Below are 16,805 nucleotides of genomic sequence, written 5' to 3'. Positions count from 1 at the left end.
GGGCATGGACGGTGGACCGCGGGTGCCGGAGCAGCGGCGCGCCTCCTCCTCGGCGGAGGCCGCGGCGTTGCGCTTCGGTGTGCTCGGTCCGGTGCGCGCCTGGCGCGCCGGGGAGCCGCTCAACACCGGCTCCCCGCAGCAACGCGCCCTGCTTGCGGCCCTGTTGCTGCGCGAGGGCCGGACGGCGACCGCGGCGGAGCTGATCGACGCGCTGTGGGGCCCCGAGCCGCCGTCGCAGGCGCTGGCGGCGGTGCGCACGTACGCGTCCCGGCTGCGCAAGATCCTGGACCCCGGGGTCCTGGTCAGCGAGTCCGGCGGCTACGCGGTGCGCGGGCTGGGCGAGGGCGCCCTGGACGTGGCGGCGGCGCAGGACCTGGCTGCGGTGGCCGAGAAGGCGCGGGGCGCCGGGGACCTGGGGCAGGCCCGGGAGGCGCTGAACCGGACGCTCGCCCTGTGGGACGGAGAACCACTGGCCGGGGTGCCGGGCCCGTACGCCGACGCCCAGCGCACCCGGCTGGAGGAGTGGCGGCTCCAACTCCTCGAATCCCGCCTGGACATGGACCTGGAGCTGGGCTGCCACGCGGAGGCCGTCTCGGAGCTGACGGCACTCACCGCGGCCCACCCCCTGCGCGAACGCCTCCGCGAACTCCTCATGCTCGCCCTGTACCGCAGCGGCCGGCAGGCGGAGGCCCTCGCGGTGTACGCGGACACCCGCCGCCTGCTCGCCGAGGAACTCGGCGTCGACCCGCGCTCGGGCCTGCGCGACCTCCAGCAGCGGATCCTCCAGGCCGACCCGGCCCTGGCCGAGCCCTCCTCCCCCGCTCCGGAAACCCCGTCCGTCCTCGTCCGTCCCGCCCAGCTCCCGGCGACGGTCCCCGACTTCACCGGCCGCTCCGCCTTCGTCACCGAGCTGAGCGAGGTGCTGGCGTCGGCGGAGGGCCGGGTGATGGCCGTATCGGCGCTGGCGGGCATCGGAGGCGTCGGCAAGACGACCCTCGCCGTCCATGTGGCCCACCAGGCCCGGTCGGCCTTCCCCGACGGGCAGTTGTACGTCGATCTGCAGGGCGCGGGCACCCGGGCCGCGGAACCGGAGACGGTGCTCGGCGCCTTCCTGCGCGCCCTGGGCACGGCCGACTCCGCGATCCCGGACTCGCTGGAGGAGCGGGCGGCGCTGTACCGGTCCGTGCTGGACGGGCGGCGGGTGCTGGTCCTGCTGGACAACGCGCGGGACGCGGCGCAGGTACGGCCGCTGCTGCCGGGCACGGAGGGCTGCGCGGCGCTGGTGACGTCCAGGGTGCGGATGGTCGACCTGGCGGGTGCCCACCTGGTGGACCTGGACGTGATGTCCCCGGACGAGGCGTTGCAGCTGTTCACGAAGATCGTCGGCGCGGAGCGGGTGGCCGCCGAGCGCGAGGCCGCCCTGGACGTGGTCGCGGCCTGCGGCTTCCTCCCGCTGGCGATCCGCATCGCGGCCTCCCGGCTGGCGGGCCGCCGCACCTGGACGGTCTCCGTGCTCGCGGCCAAGCTCGCCGACGAACGCCGCCGCCTGGACGAGCTCCAGGCCGGAGACCTGGCGGTGAAGGCGACCTTCGAACTGGGCTACGGCGCCCTGGACCCGGCCCAGGCGCGCGCCTTCCGCCTCCTCGGCCTGGCCGACGGGCCGGACATCTCGCTGGCCGCGGCCGCCGCGATGCTGGACCTCTCCCAGGAGGACACCGAGGACCTCCTGGAGGCCCTCGTCGACACCTCGCTCCTGGAGTCCGCGGCTCCCGGCCGCTACCGCTACCACGATCTCGTCCGCCTCTACGCGCGTGCGTGCGCGGAGCGGGACGAGTGGCCGCCCAGCGAACGGGCCGCGGCGCTCTCCCGGCTGCTGGACTTCTACCTGGCGACGGCCGCCGGGGTCTACGCCCTGGAGCGGCCCGGCGACCGGCTGGTGGACCACCTGGCCACCCCCCTGCGCCCCGGTCTGGTCTTCGCGGACCGACACCGCGCGCAGGACTGGCTGTACGCGGAGGCGGTGTCCCTGCTGGCGTGCGTACGGCAGTCGGCGGGCTCCGGGCTCCTCGCGCGCGCCGTCGACGTGCTGTGGGCCGCCGTGGACCTGGCCGAGTCCGGCACCAACTCCAAGGAGTACGCCGGTGTCGCGGCGTCCCTGTGCACGGCGGCGCGCCGCGCCGAGGACCCGCGCGCCGAGGCCCGGGCCCTGATCACCCTGGCCTACGCGCACAGCGTCACCGGCCGGTTCGACCTGGCCGACGAGGAGGCCGGCCGGGCCCGGGAGCTGACCACCGCGTCCGTCGACCCGCTGGCGAGCTGCTGGTCGTCCAACATCCTCGGGGTGATCGCGGTCTACCAGAGCCGCCACGACGACGGCAAGGCCCACCTCAACCAGGCGATCGAGAACTTCCGCGCCTGCGACGACCGCCCCGGCGAGGCGAGTGCCCTGTGCAACCTGTCCCGTGTCCACCTGGCCACCGGGCGCACCGAGAGCGCGGTGACGCTGGCCCGGCAGGGCACGGAGATGTACGACGCCATGGGGCACGCCCTGAAGGGCGCCAACGGCCGCTACGCCCTCGGCCTCGCCCTGACCAAGCACGGTGCGCTCACCGAGGCGACCGCCCGGCTGCAGGAGGCTCTGGAGGTGTTCCGGGACAGCCGCCAGCGCCTGTGGGAGGGCATGTCGCTGTTCCGGCTCGCCGAGGTCGATCTGGCCGCCGGGCATCCGGGGCAGGCCGCCTCCAGCGCCGAGGCCGCGCTGACCGTGCTGCGTGGCATCGGCGGTGACTGGCGGCGGGCCAACGTGCTGGTCGTCCTCGGGCAGGCGCTGAGCGGCATCGCGCAGCCCGGCCGGGCCCAGGTCTGCTGGCGCGAGGCGCTGGACCTGTTCGAGGCGCTCGGCGCCCCGGAGGCGGACCAGGTCCGTGCCCTCCTCCAGCCGCTCGCGATGGCGTAACCCGGACCGGCACCGCCGCCCGGGTCCCGGCGGCCGGACGGGCGGACACGGCCGCGCGGACGTTCATCGTTCGTTTATCGCCGTCCGTCACTCTCGTGGTGTCGTTCCGCCGCGTCGGGGGGCAGACGGGACGACCTGGACCGTTGCACTACGGTGAGCGGTCACGACGCCTGTCCGGCGGATCTCGGGGGAACCGCCGGACGGGCGGTCTATTTCAGGGCACCGAACTGTCAGGGGAGGCAGTGAACATGAGCGACGGCAACAGCACCGACAACATCCACGCGACGGGCACCGAGGACGAGACGACCGTCACCACGGACAACATCCACGCGACGAGCGAGCCGCTGGCGACGGGGAACCCGTTCAAGGCGGACGAGGAGGTGGTGGAGGCCGGCACGGGCACCGTCCACGCCGACAACATCCACGCCACGGGCGAGACCGCCTGACAGGACCACATCGGGACGGGGATCGGCCGCGGCGGCGCGGAGGGGGAGCCGTCGCGGCCGGGGTGTGTCCGGGCAGCCGCCCGCCTAACCGGCCCGCAGCTCCCCCTTCACCACCTTCCCGCTCGCGTTCCGCGGCAGTTCCGCCACGAACTCCACCGTCCGCGGCACCTTGTAGTTCGCCATCTCGCGGCGCGCCCAGGCGATCAGGTCGTCGGCCGTCAGTACGGCCCCCGCCCGCCGCACCACGAACGCCTTGCCGACCTCGCCGAGCCGCCCGTCCGGTACGCCGATCACCGCCACGTCCGCCACCTCCGGGTGCAGGCCCAGCAGTTGCTCTATCTCCGCCGGGTAGGCGTTGAAGCCGCCGACGATGAACATGTCCTTCAGGCGGTCGGTGATGCGGAGGTTGCCGGCCGGGTCCAGGACGCCGACGTCGCCGGTGCGCAGCCAGCCGTCCGCCGTCAGCGTCTCGGCGGTGGCCGCCGGGTCCTCGAAGTAGCCGCGCATGACGTTGAAGCCGCGGACCAGCACCTCCCCGGTCTCGTCCACCCGCACCTCGGTGCCGGGTATCGCACGCCCCGACGTCGACGCGATCACCGTCGGGTCGTCGCCCCGGCGGCACATGGTGACGATCCCGCTCGCCTCGGAGAGGCCGTAGGCGGTCAGGACCGTCTCGACGCCGAGTTCGCCGCGCAGCCGTTCGACGAGGAGCAGGGGTACGACGGCCGCTCCCGTCACCACCAGGCGCAGGGCGGAGAGGTCGTGCGCGTCCCGCGCCGGGTGGTCGAGGAGGGACTGGTGGAGGGTCGGCGGGCCGGGCAGCACGGACACCCGCTCCGCCGCCACGTTGGCCAGGACCGTCGCCACGTCGAAGACCGGCTGCGGGATCATCGTCGCCCCGCGCATCAGGCACGCGATCACCCCGGCCTTGTAGCCGAAGGTGTGGAAGAAGGGGTTGACGATCAGGTAGCGGTCGCCGGTGCGCAGGCCCGCCAGGTCCGCCCAGATCTCGTACGCCCGCAGGGTCTGCGCGTGGGTGATCATCGCACCCTTGGGACGGCCGGTCGTACCGGACGTGAAGATGATGTCGGAGAGGCAGGATCCGTCCAACCCGGCCGAACGGGACGCGACTTCACCGGCGCCGACCCCCTCGCCCGCCGCCAGGAAGTCCTTCCAGGTGCGGAAGCCGACGGGTGCGTCCTCCGACAGCACCACCACGTCCCGGAGGGACGGCAGCCCCGGAAGGGGGCCGCTCCCACCGCCCTCCCCCGCCGCCCTCCGCAGCGACGCCACGTACGACGTGCCCAGGAACGTCCCCGTCACGAACAGCAGCCGGGCCCCGCTCCTGCGCAGCACGTCCGCCGCCTCCGCGCCCTTGAAGCGGGTGTTCAGCGGGACCAGGACCCCGCCGGCCGACACCGCGCCCAGCGCCGCGACGATCCAGTCCAGGGAGTTCGGGGCCCAGATACCGACGCGGTCGCCCGCCTCGACGCCGGCGGCCAGGCTGGCGGCCGCCGCCCGTTCCACCCGGGCGCCCAGTTCGGCGTACGAGATCCGGGTGCGGCCGTCCACCACCGCCTCCACGTCCGCGTACCGCTCCGCCGCCGACCGCACCAGACCCGGCACGGTCTCCCACTCCATGTCACCGCGCACAACCGGCCTCCCCGGACACATAGCTGACTGACCGTCAGATTAGCTGTAGCCTGACGACCTGTCAGCAAACCCCGACAGCCGTGGAGGTACGGGCACATGGCCGGTCTCAGAGGCGTCAAGGACGCCACCGCCATCGTCGGGATCGGGCAGACCCCCTTCGCCAAACGCCTCGACGAGGACGAGAAGACCCTCGCCTGCCGGGCCGTCCTCGCCGCCCTCGACGACGCCGGCATCGCACCGGGCGAGGTCGACGCCCTCGCCTCCTTCACCATGGAGGAGACCGACGAGGTGGAGCTGGCCAAGTCGGTCGGTTTCGGCGACCTGACCTTCTTCAGCAAGGTGGGATACGGCGGGGGCGGCTCCTGCGCCACGGTCGCGCACCTCGCCGCCGCGATAGCCAGTGGGCAGGCGAGCGTGGGCGTGGCGTGGCGGTCGCGGAAGCGAGGCTCCGGCCCCCGGCCCTGGACCAACACCACCGTCCAGCTCCCGACCCCCGCCCAGTGGACCCGGCCCTTCGGGCTGCTCCGGCCCGCCGACGAGATAGCCATGCTCACGCGCCGCTACATGCACGAGTACGGCGCGACCCGCGACCACCTCTTCAACGTGGCCCTCGCCTGCCGCAACCGCGCCAACCAGAACCCGGCCGCCGTCATGTACGACCGCCCCCTCACCCGCGAGATGTACATGACCTCGCGGTGGATCAGCGAGCCCCTCTGCCTCTTCGACAACTGCCTGGAGACGGACGGCGCGCTGGCCTGTGTGGTGGTGAGCAGGGAGCGGGCCAGGGACTGCCGGCGCAGGCCCGTCTACATCCACTCGGCCGCCCAGGGCCTCCCCGCCCAGCACCACGGCATGGTCAACTACTGGAACGACGACCCCCTCACCGGCCCCGCCTGGACCGCCGCCCGCCACCTGTGGAAGCACGCCGACCTCACCCCCGACGACGTCGACGTCGCCCAGATCTACGACGCCTTCACCGCCCTGATCCCGCTCTCCCTGGAGGGCTACGGCTTCTGCGGGAGAGGGGAGGGCGGAGCGTTCACCGAGCAGGGCGCCCTGGAGATCGGCGGCCGGCTGCCCGTCAACACCGGGGGCGGCGGGCTCTCCGAGGCCTACGTCCACGGCTTCAACCTCATCACCGAGGGCGTCAAACAGCTGCGCGGCACCAGTACCGCCCAGGTGCCGGACGCCGCCACCTGCCTGGTCACCGCCGGCGAGGGCGTCCCCACCTCCGCCCTCCTCCTCACCAACCGGAGCTGAGATGCTGCGACCGGTCACCGACACCGACGGCGCGCCCTTCTGGGAGTACGCGGCCCGCGGCGAACTCCGCGTCCAGGCCTGCGCCGACTGCGGCGAACCCCGCTTCCCGCCCCGCCCCTGCTGCCCGCACTGCCAGTCCTTCGCGAGCGAGTGGCGGCCGACGAGCGGGCGGGGCCGGATCTGGTCGTACGTCGTCCCGCACCCGCCGCTGCTGCCGGAGTACGCGACCCAGGCGCCGTACAACGTGGTGGTCGTGGAGCTCGACGACGCGCCCCGGGTACGGATGGTGGGCAACGTGGTGAGCGCAGCAGGGGCGCCGCTCGACTCCCTGCCCCTGGACCGGATCCGGATCGGCGCCCGGGTGCAGGCGGTCTTCGCGGACGGTCTGCCGCAGTGGGTCCTGGAGCGGCCGTGAGCCTGCGGCTGGAGGCGGACAAGGAGAGCGGGGTCGCCGTCGTCACCCTCGACCGGCCCGAGCGGCTCAACGCCATCGACCTCGCGACGGCCGGCGAACTCTCGGCCACCTGGCGGGCGTTGCGCTTCGACGACGCCGTACGGGCCGTCGTGCTCACCGGGGCCGGCGGGCGCGCCTTCAGCACCGGGCTCGACCGGGACGCCGTCGTGCCGCAGCCGTCCTCGCCGTACAGCCAGGACGATCCGCTGATCGCCGTCGGCCCGAAGTCGAACGACCTGTGGAAGCCGGTGATCGCCGCGGTGGCCGGGATGGCCTGCGGAGGTGCCTTCTACCTCCTCGGCGAGTGCGACTTCGTCGTCGCCGACGAGACCGCGGCCTTCTTCGACCCGCACACCTCCTACGGCATGGTCAGCGCGTACGAGTCGGTGCTGATGGCGCAGCGGATGCCGTACGGGGAGGTGGCCCGGATGGTGCTCATGGGCAACGCCGAGCGGGTGGGGGTGCGCAGGGCGTACGAGGTGGGGCTGGTGTCCGAAGTGACGGCCGCCGGGGAGGCGTTGGCGGCGGCCGTGCGGTGCGCAACCGTGATCGCCGGGTACCCGACGGAGGGGGTGCAGGGCAGCGTGCGGGCGCTGTGGGCGGCGAAGGGGGCGGACCGGGAACGGGGGTGGGCCCAGGCCCCGCACCTGATCACGCTGGGCAACCTGCCGGACGAGCGGCAGGCGGAGCTGTTCGGCAACCGGGCGCGTACGGCGCCGCGCACCCGCTGAACCGCCGCGTGGCGGCGTCCGGCACTCGGGCGTAACGTTCGCTGCGGGAGCCGACTCCCACCCCGAGCGACGGCCGCCGTGCGCAGCCCTTCCGTGCGACTACTGGCGCGACGGCCGTCCCGGGTTCGACCGGGGGAGCGGCTGCATGTACGTGGGGGCTTGTCGCGCAGTTCCCCGCGCCCCTCAAGGGGCGCTGATGCAGCGCCCCTGTTTTCAGGGGCGCGGGGAACTGCGCGATCAGCCCACACGGCGCCGCAGTGGCCCTACGACGCGCGCCCCCGCTGCGCTCACGCGGTGCGGGCCGTCCCCGTCCCCTTCTCGGCGTCCAGGGCGTACACGCACCGGTCCTTGCTGCACGCGTACACGACCCCGTCCCGCACCACCGGCGACCCGGTGATCTCCCCGCCGGTGGCGAGCTTCCACCGCAGCCGGCCGTCGTCGGCCTTCAGCGTGTACAACAGGTGGTCCGTCGAACCGAAGTGGATGCGGCCCTCGGCCACCGCCGGCGCGCCCACGACGTCGCCGCCCGCCTGGAAGCGCCACTTGGGGGTGCCGGTGACCGCGTCCAGGGTGTACAGCCCCTTGCCGCTGCCGACGTGGACGTGGCCGGCGGCGACGAGGACCGGCTCGATCGAGGCGCGGGCCTCCGTCGCGATGCGCCAGCGGTCGCGGCCGTCGGTGGCGTCGAGGGCGTACACGGTGCCGAGGTAGTCCGCGAGGTAGATGCCGCCCCCGGTGACGGCGGGCCCGGGGATGTGGGCGGGCGGGGAGAGGAAGACGGCCGGCGCCTCGAAGTGCCAGCGGACGCGGCCGCTCGCGGTGTCGAGGGCGATGACGCGGGTGCCCGCGGAGGCGTACACGAAGCCGTCGTCGGCGTGGGTGAGACGGACCGGGACGCCGCCGCAGGAGGCCGCGTCACCTATGGGGTAGGACCAGCGTTCGTCGCCGGTACGCGCGTCCAGCGCCCGCAGGCGCGCGTCCTGCCAGACGTACACCGTGCCGTCGTGCAGGGAGGGGCCGGACTCGGGGGCCTCGAAGTCGGTCTGGGCGCCGGACAGCTCCCAGAGCTTCTGCCCGCTGGAGGCCTCCCAGGCCTGGACGCCGCCGCCCCGGGTGCCGGTGACGAGGGTGCCGCGGTCGGCCTTGAGCGAGTACACCCAGGCGTCCGTGGACAGCCGCCACAGGTCGCCGCCCTCCCGGGCCTCCAGCGCGAACAGGGTGGGGCCGTCGGAGGCGTGGATACGGCCGTCCGCGACCGCCATGGACCAGGCGACGTCCCGCGTCTTGAAGCGGCGGCGGCCGGTGGCCACGTCGAGGGCGTGCACCTCGAAGGAGGTGACGTAGACGAGGTCGCCGTCGACGGCCGGGGTGCCCCAGACGTCGTTGGACATCCGGAACCGCCAGGGCCGCCAGCCGGAGGCCGTCTCCGGGGGCAGGGCCGGGGCCGCCGGTACGGCGGGGTCGGCGCCGTTGACGCCGGGGTGCGGGCGGGACCAGCTGGCCACCAGGCCGGCCTCGGGCGGAGGGGCCTTCACGGCGGCGGCGCGGGCGTCGGCGACCCGCGGCCCGGGGCCGATCGGCACCGGGGCGCCGGCGAGGCGGACCGGCCCGGTGTCGGGGCCGGGGGCGCCGACGGGGACCGGGGCCGGGACCACGGGGTCGTAGGAGGGCGGCGGCGGGACCGCGAGGCGGCCGGCGCTGCGGGCGCCGGCCGGGCCGGCGGAGGGTTTCACGGCCGGGCGGCCGCCGCGGCGGGACTCGATCAGCCCGACCGCCTTCTCGGGCAGCCAGGCGGACGCCGTACCGCTGTCGTCGGAGCCGGAGCCGAACAGGTGGGGGGCGAGCTGGGCCTGGAGGTCGGCCGGGTTGGGGCGGGCGGTGGCCTCCATCTGCATGCAGGACTCGATGAGGGGGCGCAGTTCGTCCGGGAGGCCTTCGAGGTCCGGGCCCTCGCGCAGCAGCATGAAGACGGTCTCGACCGGGTTGGCGCCGTGGAAGGGCGGGTGGCCGGTGGCGGCGAAGACGAGCATGGAGCCGAGGGAGAAGACGTCGCTCGCGCCGGTGACGCTGCGGGAGTCCTTGGCCTGCTCCGGGGACATGTAGGCGGGGGTGCCGACCGCGACGTTCGTCATCGTCAGCCGGGTGTTCGAGACACCGGAGGCGATGCCGAAGTCGATCACCCGGGGGCCGTCCTCGACCACGAGGACGTTGGACGGCTTGAGATCGCGGTGGACCAGTCCGGCGCCGTGGATCGACTGGAGCGCCTCGGCGACGCCCGCGGCGAGCCAGCGGACCGCCTGGGCCGGGAGCGGCCCGCAGTCGTTCACTATCTCCTCGAGGGAGGGCGCCGGCACGTACGCGGTCGCGAGCCACGGCACCGCGGCGCGCGGGTCGGCGTCGACGACGGCCGCCGTGTAGAAGCCGGAGACCGCGCGGGCCGCCTCCACCTCGCGGGTGAAGCGGACCCGGAACAGCTGGTCCTCGGCGAGCTCGGTCCGTACCGTCTTGATCGCCACGCGCCGCCCGGACGCCGAGCGCGCCAGATAGACCAGCCCCATGCCGCCGGCCCCCAGCCGTCCCAGCACCTCGAACGGCCCGATCCGCCGCGGATCGTGCTGCGTCAGCTGATCCACCACTTGCCTGCCACCTCCCCGTACGGGCCCCGTCCACCCACATATGTACGCGACCCCGTGCAGCGTCTCACCACCGCACCGCCATGGCGGCACGCACCCCGATTCTTCCTGGCCCGGGCACAGGTTGCGAACCCGGCGACCAATCGGGGTGTCTCATGACAAAGTGAGACATTTGTCCGCCAAGACCCGCCTGTTTCCGGCCTCAGCGTTCCAGCAGCGCGAAGAACGCCCCCTGATTGTCGGTCACGACGGCCACTTTTCCGTACGACGTCTCGAAGGGCGGCGCCTGGACCCGGCCGCCCAGCTGCTGCACGGCCCCGGCCGCGGCCGCCACGTGCCCGGTGCGGAAGTGGACGACGAACTGGGAGGGCATCCCGGCCGCGAACACCTCGGTCACCGGGGCGCGGCCGAAGTCCGGAGCGGCGCCGGTGCCGAAGAGCGCGCCGGTGAAGAGGCGGCCGTAGAAGGTGTTCGCCGCCTCGATGTCGTTGGTGTAGAGCTGCGCCCAGGCGAAGGTGCCGGGGGCGTGCCGGACGCCGAAGCCGGGGTGGGCCGCGGCCTGCCAGAGGCCGAAGACCGCGCCCGTGGGGTCGGCGGCCAGGGCAGCGGTGCCGAGGTCACGGACGGGCACGGGGTCGTTGACGATCTGGCCGCCGGCGGCGACGATCCGGCGGGCGAGGTCCCGGATGTCCGGGGCCGCGAAGTACACCGTCCAGACGGTGGGCATCCGTCCGTCCCGCTTCCGTGCCAGCCTGGCGACGGCCGCGCCGCCCAGCCGGGCCCACACGGCCTCCGGACCGGCGTCCTCGAAGGTCCACCCGAAGAGCCCGCCGTAGAACCGCTTGCCCGCCTCGACGTCGGGGAGCTGCACGTCCACCCAGCAGGGGACGCCCTCCGCGTATCCGGATGCCCTGTTTTCGGCCATGTCGTCAAAGTAACCGCCCGGCCCGCAGCGCGCAGACCAGCCGCACCGGCCCCTATACACCCGTGCACCCCATTTGCAGTCGGCCGAATCGCGCTCCGATCACCCCTCGGTAAGCTGACGGCATGACAGGACAAGTGCGTACCGTCGACGGCCGCGTGGCCGGCCGGCGTGGGCAGGCGACCCGGCAGAAGCTGCTCGACTGCCTCAGCGAGATGCTCAGCTCCTCCCCTTACCGGGACGTCAAGGTCATCGATGTCGCCCGGAAAGCGGGCACTTCGCCCGCGACCTTCTACCAGTACTTCCCGGACGTCGAGGGCGCCGTCCTGGAGATCGCCGAGCAAATGGCCACGGAGGGCGGTCAGTTGACCGAGCTGCTGGCCGGACGCTCCTGGGTCGGCAAGGCCGGCTGGGCGACCGCACAGGAACTCGTCGACGGTTTCCTGGAGTTCTGGCGCAAGAACGACGCGATCCTGCGCGTGGTCGACCTCGGGGCGGCCGAGGGGGACAAACGGTTCTACAAGATCCGTATGAAGATCCTGAACTCGGTGAACAACTCCCTGACCGACTCCATCACGGAGTTGCAGTCCAAGGGCAGGGTCGACAAGGACGTGAACCCGGCCGCCGTGGCCGGTTCGCTGGTCGCCATGCTCGCGGCCGTCGCCGCGCACCAGAAGGGTTTCCAGACCTGGGGCGTGAAGCAGGCCGAACTCAAGCCGAACCTCGCGCTGTTGGTGCATCTGGGCGTGACCGGGAAGAAGCCCACGAAGTAGCCCGCGCCCTGGGTCCTGTCTGGCAGGCGGTGGTTCACGTGCAGCGGTGAACCATCGCCTGTCGTCCTACGCCGGCAACGGCCGGTCCCGCACCACGTGCTTCATCACCAGCGTCGAGGTGAGGCGCTGCACGCCCGGCAGGGTCGCGAGCCGCTCGTCGTAGAGCCGCTGGAAGGCGGCGAGGTCGGCGGTGGCCACCCGCAGCAGGTAGTCGGGCTCGCCGAACAGCCGCTGTGCGTCCAGCACATGGGGGATCTCCGCGAGCGCCCGCTCGAAGTCGGCCACCGTGTCCCGGTCTTCCTGCCGCATGGACACGAAGACCAGCGCCTCGAAGGTCAGCCCCACGGCGGCCGGGTCCACCACCGCCCGGTACCCGCTGATCGCCCCGGACCGCTCCAGCTCGCGCAGCCGCCGGTGGCACGGCGAGACGCTCAGCCGGACCCGCCCGGCCAGCTCGGTCACGGTCAGCCGCCCGTCCTGCTGAAGCTCGGCAAGGATTTTCCGGTCCACGTCGTCCATGAGCAGGATTCTCCCCCAGAACCGGCACTCTCGAGCAAATTTCAGAAACGCTTTCGGGCCTGTCGCACTCTCACGTCCCTTTCCATGGACACCGGACGCCTCCTCTCCTTCCTCGCCGTCGACCTGCTGCTGGTGTGCGTGCCGGGCGCCGACTGGGCGTACGTGATCGCCGCCGGGGTGCGCGGCCGCTCGGTGCCGCGCGCGGTGGCGGGCCTGGTCGCCGGGTACGCGCTGCACACCGCGCTGGCGGTCGCGGGGCTCGCCGTGCTGGTCGCCCGGTCGCCGCAGCTGCTCACGGCCCTGACCGTGGCAGGCGCCGGATACCTGCTGTGGCTGGGCTGGGGCGTGCTGCGCCGCCCGATGGTCCCGCAGGAGGCGGAGGAGGAGGAGGAGGCGGCGGACGGGCCGCAGGGCTTCTGGCGGGGCGCCGCGATCAGCGGCCTGAACCCGAAGGCGCTGCTGCTCTACCTCTCGGTACTCCCCCAGTTCCTGGTCACGACGGGCGCCCACCTCCCCGTGGCCGCCCAGACCGCCGTGCTCGGCGCCCTGCACATGGCCGCCTGCGCGGCCGTCTACCTGGCGGTCGGCGCCCTCTCCCGCGCCCTGCTGTCCGCCCGCCCCCGGGCCGCCCGCGCGGTGACCCGGACCTCGGGGGCGGCGATGCTGGGCATCGGGGCGCTGCTGCTGGGGGAGCGGCTGTTCTGAGCGCTCAGCCGCTCCCCGGTTCGTCAGCGGCGGTCCAGTGCGGTGGTCGACTGGGCGGCCAGGTCGGCGGGCACGCTCGTCCTGGTCGTGCAGGGGGCGCCCGCGCCGGGGGCGGTGGCGGTGTCCGGGTATGCGCAGATGGTGCGTTCGGTGCCGGTGCCGGGGTCCTTCTGGCCGAAGGACTCGGGGGCACGGCCGTGCTCGGTCCACGCCTCCAGGGCGTCCAGGAGCCGCGACCGCGCGTCGGTGGTGCCGGTGAGGTCCGGCTCGGTGTGGCCGACGCCCGGGAAGTAGAAGGTGCGGACGAAGGAGCGGGTGCCCCGGACGCCGTAACGGTCGTACAGGCGCTGCTGGTAGTTGTAGGAGTTGAACGGCAGGATCAGGGGGTCGTTCGTCCCCGTGTAGGAGAGGATCTTGCCGTTGTTCTTCCGGACCTTGGACAGGTCGGTGCTGTCGGTGGCCGCGGTCTTCTCGAACTTGCGGTACGACGCCTCGAAGAACCGCGGGAAGTTCTCCATGGTCAGGTTCCTGCGCCAGTCGTAGGCCGGATCCTGCTCCAGCCAGTTGCGGAGGTAGGTCTCGATCAACGGGCTCATGGTGCTCCCGCCGGGCAGCAGGACCGAGAAGGTGGTGCCCCGGGTGATGCCGCCCCACAGCCGGTTGCCGTGAGCGTCGCGCGGGCCGTCCCAGATGAGGTCGACGGCCTCGGCCTCCCGCGCGGTGAGTCCCGTGACCTCGCGGGCGTCGAAGGCGCAGCGGCGGGGGTCGGCGACGACCCCGTCGGTGACGCCGTCCTCGGGGTCGCAGGCGGCGACGGCGGCGGCGTTCGCGGCGTCGCTCTTTGCGGGTGACAGGCCGCCGGGGCCGAGGAGTTCGTTGACGACGACCGCGGGCCAGGCCTCGCCGATGATGAACCGGTTCCAGTTGACCGCCGGGTAGCCGAGCAGGAAGCCGTCGTACTCGTCGCCGTACTTCTGGGCCATCTCCCAGCCCTGCCGGCCGCCGGTGGAGCCGCCGACCCAGTAGTTCCGCTGCGCGGCCCGGCCGTAGTAGCTCTTCGCGAGGGAGAGCGCCCAGACCGTCTGCTCGTGCAGGCTGCGGTCGATGAAGTCGTCGACCTGCCGGGTGTTCAGCTCGCCCGAGGGGGACAGCACGAAGCCGCCGCCGGCCTCGCCGCAGCCGGGCTGTGCGTTGGCCTCGCCGGTCCTCGGATCGGTCGCGTCGCACCAGGCGGAGCTGTGGCCGGTGTCGGTGACCGAACCGACCTCGCCGCGCCGGACCGGCACGCCGAGGTCGCCGAGGTCACCGCCGTACCCGCCGCCGCCGACGTTCAGGACCCGGCCGTTCCAGGCGCCCGTGTAGGTGCCGCCGGCTCCGGCGTCGGCGGTGCTGAGCGGGAGGGTGACGCGGACGTTGATCGCCCGGGTGGGTACGAGGTCGACCTGGCAGTAGGCCGGGAGCGTCGCGGTGGCGGGCACGAGCTCGGAGCTGATGCTCTTGACGTGGGAGTGCGCGAGCACCGTCCGCGCGAGGCCGGCACAGCGGGGGCCGGCCTCGGCGCCGGCCGGCTGCACGGCGAGCGCGGACACCGCCACCGTCACGGCGGCCACGAGGCAGGCCGCCGGCCGCAGGGACGCGAGCGGATCACGTGTGTTCATTCGTCGGCCTTTCGGGGTCGGGAATGCGCAACGCGTCATCCCAGCCTCCGGCCGCCCGACGGCGGAGCGCGTGTGCCGCTCCGCGGAACGGCCGACGTGAACACCGACGGCCGTACGGCACGGGGGGGGCAGTCCCTCGGCCGCGGGTGCGTGGGGGCTCCTCGCGCAGTTCCCCGCGCCCCTTACGGGGCGCTTCGCCCACGGCTTCTTTCCAGTCACGGGCATTCGCGGCGCGCCTGCCGGCCGCAGGCGCGTGAGTCCCCGCGCCCCTGAAAGCAGGGGGCGCTGGGGGTACCCCCCGGTCGAAGGCTGGGGGAGGAACTGCGCGACCGGCCACGACGGCGCCGCGGACGGCAGACGGGGCATCGCGGCACAGCCGCGGAGCGCTTTACCTCCGGGTCAGGCGGAAGATACGGATCTCCCGGTCCACCCGCTCCTGGTAGGCGGCGTACGGCGGCCAGAACACCAGGAGCCGGTGCCAGGCGTCCGCCCGGTCCGCCCCCTCCAGCAGGCGCGCGGTGACCGGGATGTCGCGGCCCTTCCAGCTGATCTCGGCGTCGGGATGGTGGAGGAGGTTGTACGTCCAGGCGGGATGGCCGGTGCGGCCGAAGTTGGAGCCGACGAGGAGCCACCCGTCGCCCTCGGGCATGCACGCCAGCGGCGTACGGCGGGGCCGGCCGCTGCGTGCGCCGGTGGAGGTGAGGATCACCCCGGGCAGCATCTGGGCGCTGAGCAGCACCCGGCCCCGGCTGAGCCGGTGCACGGCCCGGTCCAGGGCCGGGACCACGTGCGGGGCCACCTTGGCGAACCCCCGGGTGGCGGACACCCTCTGTACCAGCCGTTCGCCGATCACACCGCCACCTCCGCGCGCTCGAACAGCCCGGCCGAGTCGGCCGCGTGCGCGCGCAGCCGGTGGCCCGGCCCGAACAGCAGCTCGTCCCCGGCGGCCCGCTTGAAGTACAGGTGCGCCTCGTGCTCCCAGGTGAACCCGATCCCGCCGTGCAGCTGGATCCCCTCCCCGGCGGCGGTCCGCAGCGCCTCCAGCGCCTGGGCGAGCGCCAGCCCGCCCACCGGTTCCCCGTGGACGGTCGCCCAGGCCGCATAGTAGGCCGCCGACCGGGCCGCCCGCACCGCCACGTACACGTCGGCCAGCCGGTGCTTGACCGCCTGGAAGGACCCGATCGCCCGCCCGAACTGCTCCCGCTGCTTCACGTACTCCACGGTCCGCTCCAGCGCCCGGTCCGCGGCTCCCACGGCCTCGGCCGCGAGCACCGCGGCCACGAAGTCGCCGAGGTCGGCGAGGGCAGCCCGGACGTCTGTCTCCTCGTCGGCGCCCAGCAACTCGGCCTCCACATCGCGCAGTTGCACCCGGCCCTGGCCGCGGGTGGCGTCGAGACTGGTCCGCCGGGTCCGTACGACCCCGGCCGCGTCGCCCGCCACCAGGAAGAGGAGGACGCGCGAGCGGGCGTACCCGCCGGTGTGCGCGGGGACGAGCAGCAACCCGGCGCCGTGCCCGTCCAGCACCTGGTCGGCCTCCCCGTACAGCCGCCACCGGTCCCCCTTGCGCCGCGCCTGGACGCCCCCGGCCCGCCCGCCGCCGGCCCAGTCGGCGCCGCCCGGCCCGGTGAGCGCGAGGGCGGTGCCGAGCCGGGTGCCGGGGACGGCGAGGGCGGCGGTGAGGCCGCCGTCGGCGATCCTCGGGAGCAGTTCGGCGCGCTGGGCGTCGGTGCCGAGGGCGAGCAGCAGCGGGGCGCCGAGGACGGCGGTGGCGAGGAACGGGGTGGGGGCCAGGGCCCGCCCCAACTCCTCTGCGGCGAGGGCGACTTCCGTGCGCGTGCAACCGGCGCCGCCGTACGCCTCGGGGAGGGCGAGGCCGGGCAGGCCGAGCTGTTCGCCGAGGGCGGTCCACAGGCCGGGGTCGTACCCCTCCGGCCTGTCGACGGCGGCCCGCACGTCCTCCGTACCGCAGCGCTTGTGGAGCAGTTCACGCAGGGCGCGCCGGATCTCGTCCTGCTCGTCGGTGAAGCGGGCGTCCATGACCGTACCTCCTGACGATCTGACGGCCCGTCATGCTAGGGGCGTCGGATGCAGATGC

General features: G+C 73.8%; 14 protein-coding genes. 7 read left to right on the top strand and 7 right to left on the bottom strand.

Annotated elements, in window-relative coordinates; genetic code table 11:
• Positions 1-4 precede the first annotated feature (4 nt).
• On the top strand, positions 5-2,956 hold the full coding sequence (gene afsR, locus ACZ4UV_RS34710) for an SARP-family global regulator AfsR (protein ID WP_467843379.1): 2,952 nt from the start codon (positions 5-7) through the stop codon (positions 2,954-2,956).
• Positions 2,957-3,204: 248 nt separating this feature from the next.
• On the top strand, positions 3,205-3,402 hold the full coding sequence (locus tag ACZ4UV_RS34705) for a hypothetical protein (RefSeq protein WP_390041892.1): 198 nt from the start codon (positions 3,205-3,207) through the stop codon (positions 3,400-3,402).
• Between the two features lie 84 nt (positions 3,403-3,486).
• Here the strand turns inward: ACZ4UV_RS34705 and ACZ4UV_RS34700 are convergent, their stop codons facing one another.
• Positions 3,487-5,043, bottom strand: coding sequence for a FadD3 family acyl-CoA ligase (locus ACZ4UV_RS34700; RefSeq protein ID WP_451016734.1), 1,557 nt, complete (start codon positions 5,041-5,043; stop codon positions 3,487-3,489).
• A 108-nt stretch (positions 5,044-5,151) separates the two neighbouring features.
• On the opposite strand from ACZ4UV_RS34700, the gene ACZ4UV_RS34695 reads away from it, so the two are divergent.
• Genes ACZ4UV_RS34695 through ACZ4UV_RS34685 form a run of 3 tightly spaced genes read left to right on the top strand, consistent with a single transcriptional unit; the run spans position 5,152 to position 7,500 of the window.
• The gene (locus ACZ4UV_RS34695) at positions 5,152-6,315 is read left to right on the top strand and encodes a lipid-transfer protein (RefSeq protein WP_451016730.1); all 1,164 of its coding nucleotides are present in this window, start codon (positions 5,152-5,154) and stop codon (positions 6,313-6,315) included.
• Position 6,316: 1 nt separating this feature from the next.
• Positions 6,317-6,730, top strand: a complete 414-nt coding sequence (locus ACZ4UV_RS34690) for a Zn-ribbon domain-containing OB-fold protein (protein ID WP_451016731.1) — start codon at positions 6,317-6,319, stop codon at positions 6,728-6,730.
• Positions 6,727-7,500: an enoyl-CoA hydratase/isomerase family protein gene (locus tag ACZ4UV_RS34685; protein WP_467843374.1), complete on the top strand. Its 774-nt coding sequence runs from the start codon at positions 6,727-6,729 to the stop codon at positions 7,498-7,500. Before ACZ4UV_RS34690 ends, ACZ4UV_RS34685 begins: the two co-directional genes overlap by 4 nt.
• Before the next feature lie 287 nt (positions 7,501-7,787).
• On the opposite strand, the gene afsK is transcribed toward ACZ4UV_RS34685, so the two are convergent.
• Both afsK and kbpA read right to left on the bottom strand, forming a co-directional pair.
• Positions 7,788-10,136 (bottom strand): protein serine/threonine kinase AfsK, encoded by a 2,349-nt coding sequence (afsK, locus tag ACZ4UV_RS34680; RefSeq protein ID WP_467843371.1) that lies wholly within the window; start codon positions 10,134-10,136, stop codon positions 7,788-7,790.
• A gap of 199 nt (positions 10,137-10,335) precedes the next feature.
• Positions 10,336-11,058 carry an AfsK-binding protein KbpA gene (kbpA, locus tag ACZ4UV_RS34675; protein ID WP_451022478.1) on the bottom strand — a complete coding sequence of 241 codons (723 nt, stop codon included), beginning with the start codon at positions 11,056-11,058 and terminating at the stop codon, positions 10,336-10,338.
• A 122-nt stretch (positions 11,059-11,180) separates the two neighbouring features.
• Between kbpA and ACZ4UV_RS34670 the strand changes: the two genes are divergently transcribed.
• Positions 11,181-11,828, top strand: coding sequence for a TetR/AcrR family transcriptional regulator (locus tag ACZ4UV_RS34670; RefSeq protein ID WP_351702695.1), 648 nt, complete (start codon positions 11,181-11,183; stop codon positions 11,826-11,828).
• A 66-nt stretch (positions 11,829-11,894) separates the two neighbouring features.
• Here ACZ4UV_RS34670 and ACZ4UV_RS34665 read toward each other — a convergent pair whose 3' ends face one another.
• Positions 11,895-12,347: an Lrp/AsnC family transcriptional regulator gene (locus tag ACZ4UV_RS34665; RefSeq protein WP_093501654.1), complete on the bottom strand. Its 453-nt coding sequence runs from the start codon at positions 12,345-12,347 to the stop codon at positions 11,895-11,897.
• An 84-nt stretch (positions 12,348-12,431) separates the two neighbouring features.
• On the opposite strand from ACZ4UV_RS34665, the gene ACZ4UV_RS34660 reads away from it, so the two are divergent.
• Positions 12,432-13,052: a LysE family translocator gene (locus ACZ4UV_RS34660; RefSeq protein ID WP_467843365.1), complete on the top strand. Its 621-nt coding sequence runs from the start codon at positions 12,432-12,434 to the stop codon at positions 13,050-13,052.
• 23 nt (positions 13,053-13,075) lie between these two features.
• On the opposite strand, the gene ACZ4UV_RS34655 is transcribed toward ACZ4UV_RS34660, so the two are convergent.
• From ACZ4UV_RS34655 to ACZ4UV_RS34645, 3 genes are all read right to left on the bottom strand, one after another.
• A complete protein-coding gene (locus ACZ4UV_RS34655) occupies positions 13,076-14,710 on the bottom strand; it encodes a tannase/feruloyl esterase family alpha/beta hydrolase (RefSeq protein WP_467843362.1) in 1,635 nt (544 codons plus the stop codon).
• Positions 14,711-15,098: 388 nt separating this feature from the next.
• The gene (locus tag ACZ4UV_RS34650; protein WP_467843359.1) at positions 15,099-15,563 is read right to left on the bottom strand and encodes a nitroreductase family deazaflavin-dependent oxidoreductase; all 465 of its coding nucleotides are present in this window, start codon (positions 15,561-15,563) and stop codon (positions 15,099-15,101) included.
• On the bottom strand, positions 15,560-16,747 hold the full coding sequence (locus ACZ4UV_RS34645) for an acyl-CoA dehydrogenase family protein (protein WP_467843356.1): 1,188 nt from the start codon (positions 16,745-16,747) through the stop codon (positions 15,560-15,562). Before ACZ4UV_RS34645 ends, ACZ4UV_RS34650 begins: the two co-directional genes overlap by 4 nt.
• Positions 16,748-16,805 lie beyond the last annotated feature (58 nt).

The sequence above is a fragment of the Streptomyces sp. NPDC028289 genome (assembly GCF_055565975.1).
This window is presented reverse-complemented; position numbering and strand designations above follow the sequence as displayed.

What these genes read in the sequence shown, in the direction of transcription:
- afsR (WP_467843379.1), top strand. Translation starts at nt 5, where the DNA reads ATGGACGGTGGACCGCGGGTGCCGGAGCAGCGGCGCGCCTCCTCCTCG.
- ACZ4UV_RS34705 (WP_390041892.1), top strand. Translation starts at nt 3,205, where the DNA reads ATGAGCGACGGCAACAGCACCGACAACATCCACGCGACGGGCACCGAG.
- ACZ4UV_RS34700 (WP_451016734.1), bottom strand. Translation starts at nt 5,043, where the DNA reads ATGGAGTGGGAGACCGTGCCGGGTCTGGTGCGGTCGGCGGCGGAGCGG.
- ACZ4UV_RS34695 (WP_451016730.1), top strand. Translation starts at nt 5,152, where the DNA reads ATGGCCGGTCTCAGAGGCGTCAAGGACGCCACCGCCATCGTCGGGATC.
- ACZ4UV_RS34690 (WP_451016731.1), top strand. Translation starts at nt 6,317, where the DNA reads ATGCTGCGACCGGTCACCGACACCGACGGCGCGCCCTTCTGGGAGTAC.
- kbpA (WP_451022478.1), bottom strand. Translation starts at nt 11,058, where the DNA reads ATGGCCGAAAACAGGGCATCCGGATACGCGGAGGGCGTCCCCTGCTGG.
- ACZ4UV_RS34670 (WP_351702695.1), top strand. Translation starts at nt 11,181, where the DNA reads ATGACAGGACAAGTGCGTACCGTCGACGGCCGCGTGGCCGGCCGGCGT.
- ACZ4UV_RS34665 (WP_093501654.1), bottom strand. Translation starts at nt 12,347, where the DNA reads ATGGACGACGTGGACCGGAAAATCCTTGCCGAGCTTCAGCAGGACGGG.
- ACZ4UV_RS34660 (WP_467843365.1), top strand. Translation starts at nt 12,432, where the DNA reads ATGGACACCGGACGCCTCCTCTCCTTCCTCGCCGTCGACCTGCTGCTG.
- ACZ4UV_RS34655 (WP_467843362.1), bottom strand. Translation starts at nt 14,710, where the DNA reads ATGAACACACGTGATCCGCTCGCGTCCCTGCGGCCGGCGGCCTGCCTC.
- ACZ4UV_RS34645 (WP_467843356.1), bottom strand. Translation starts at nt 16,747, where the DNA reads ATGGACGCCCGCTTCACCGACGAGCAGGACGAGATCCGGCGCGCCCTG.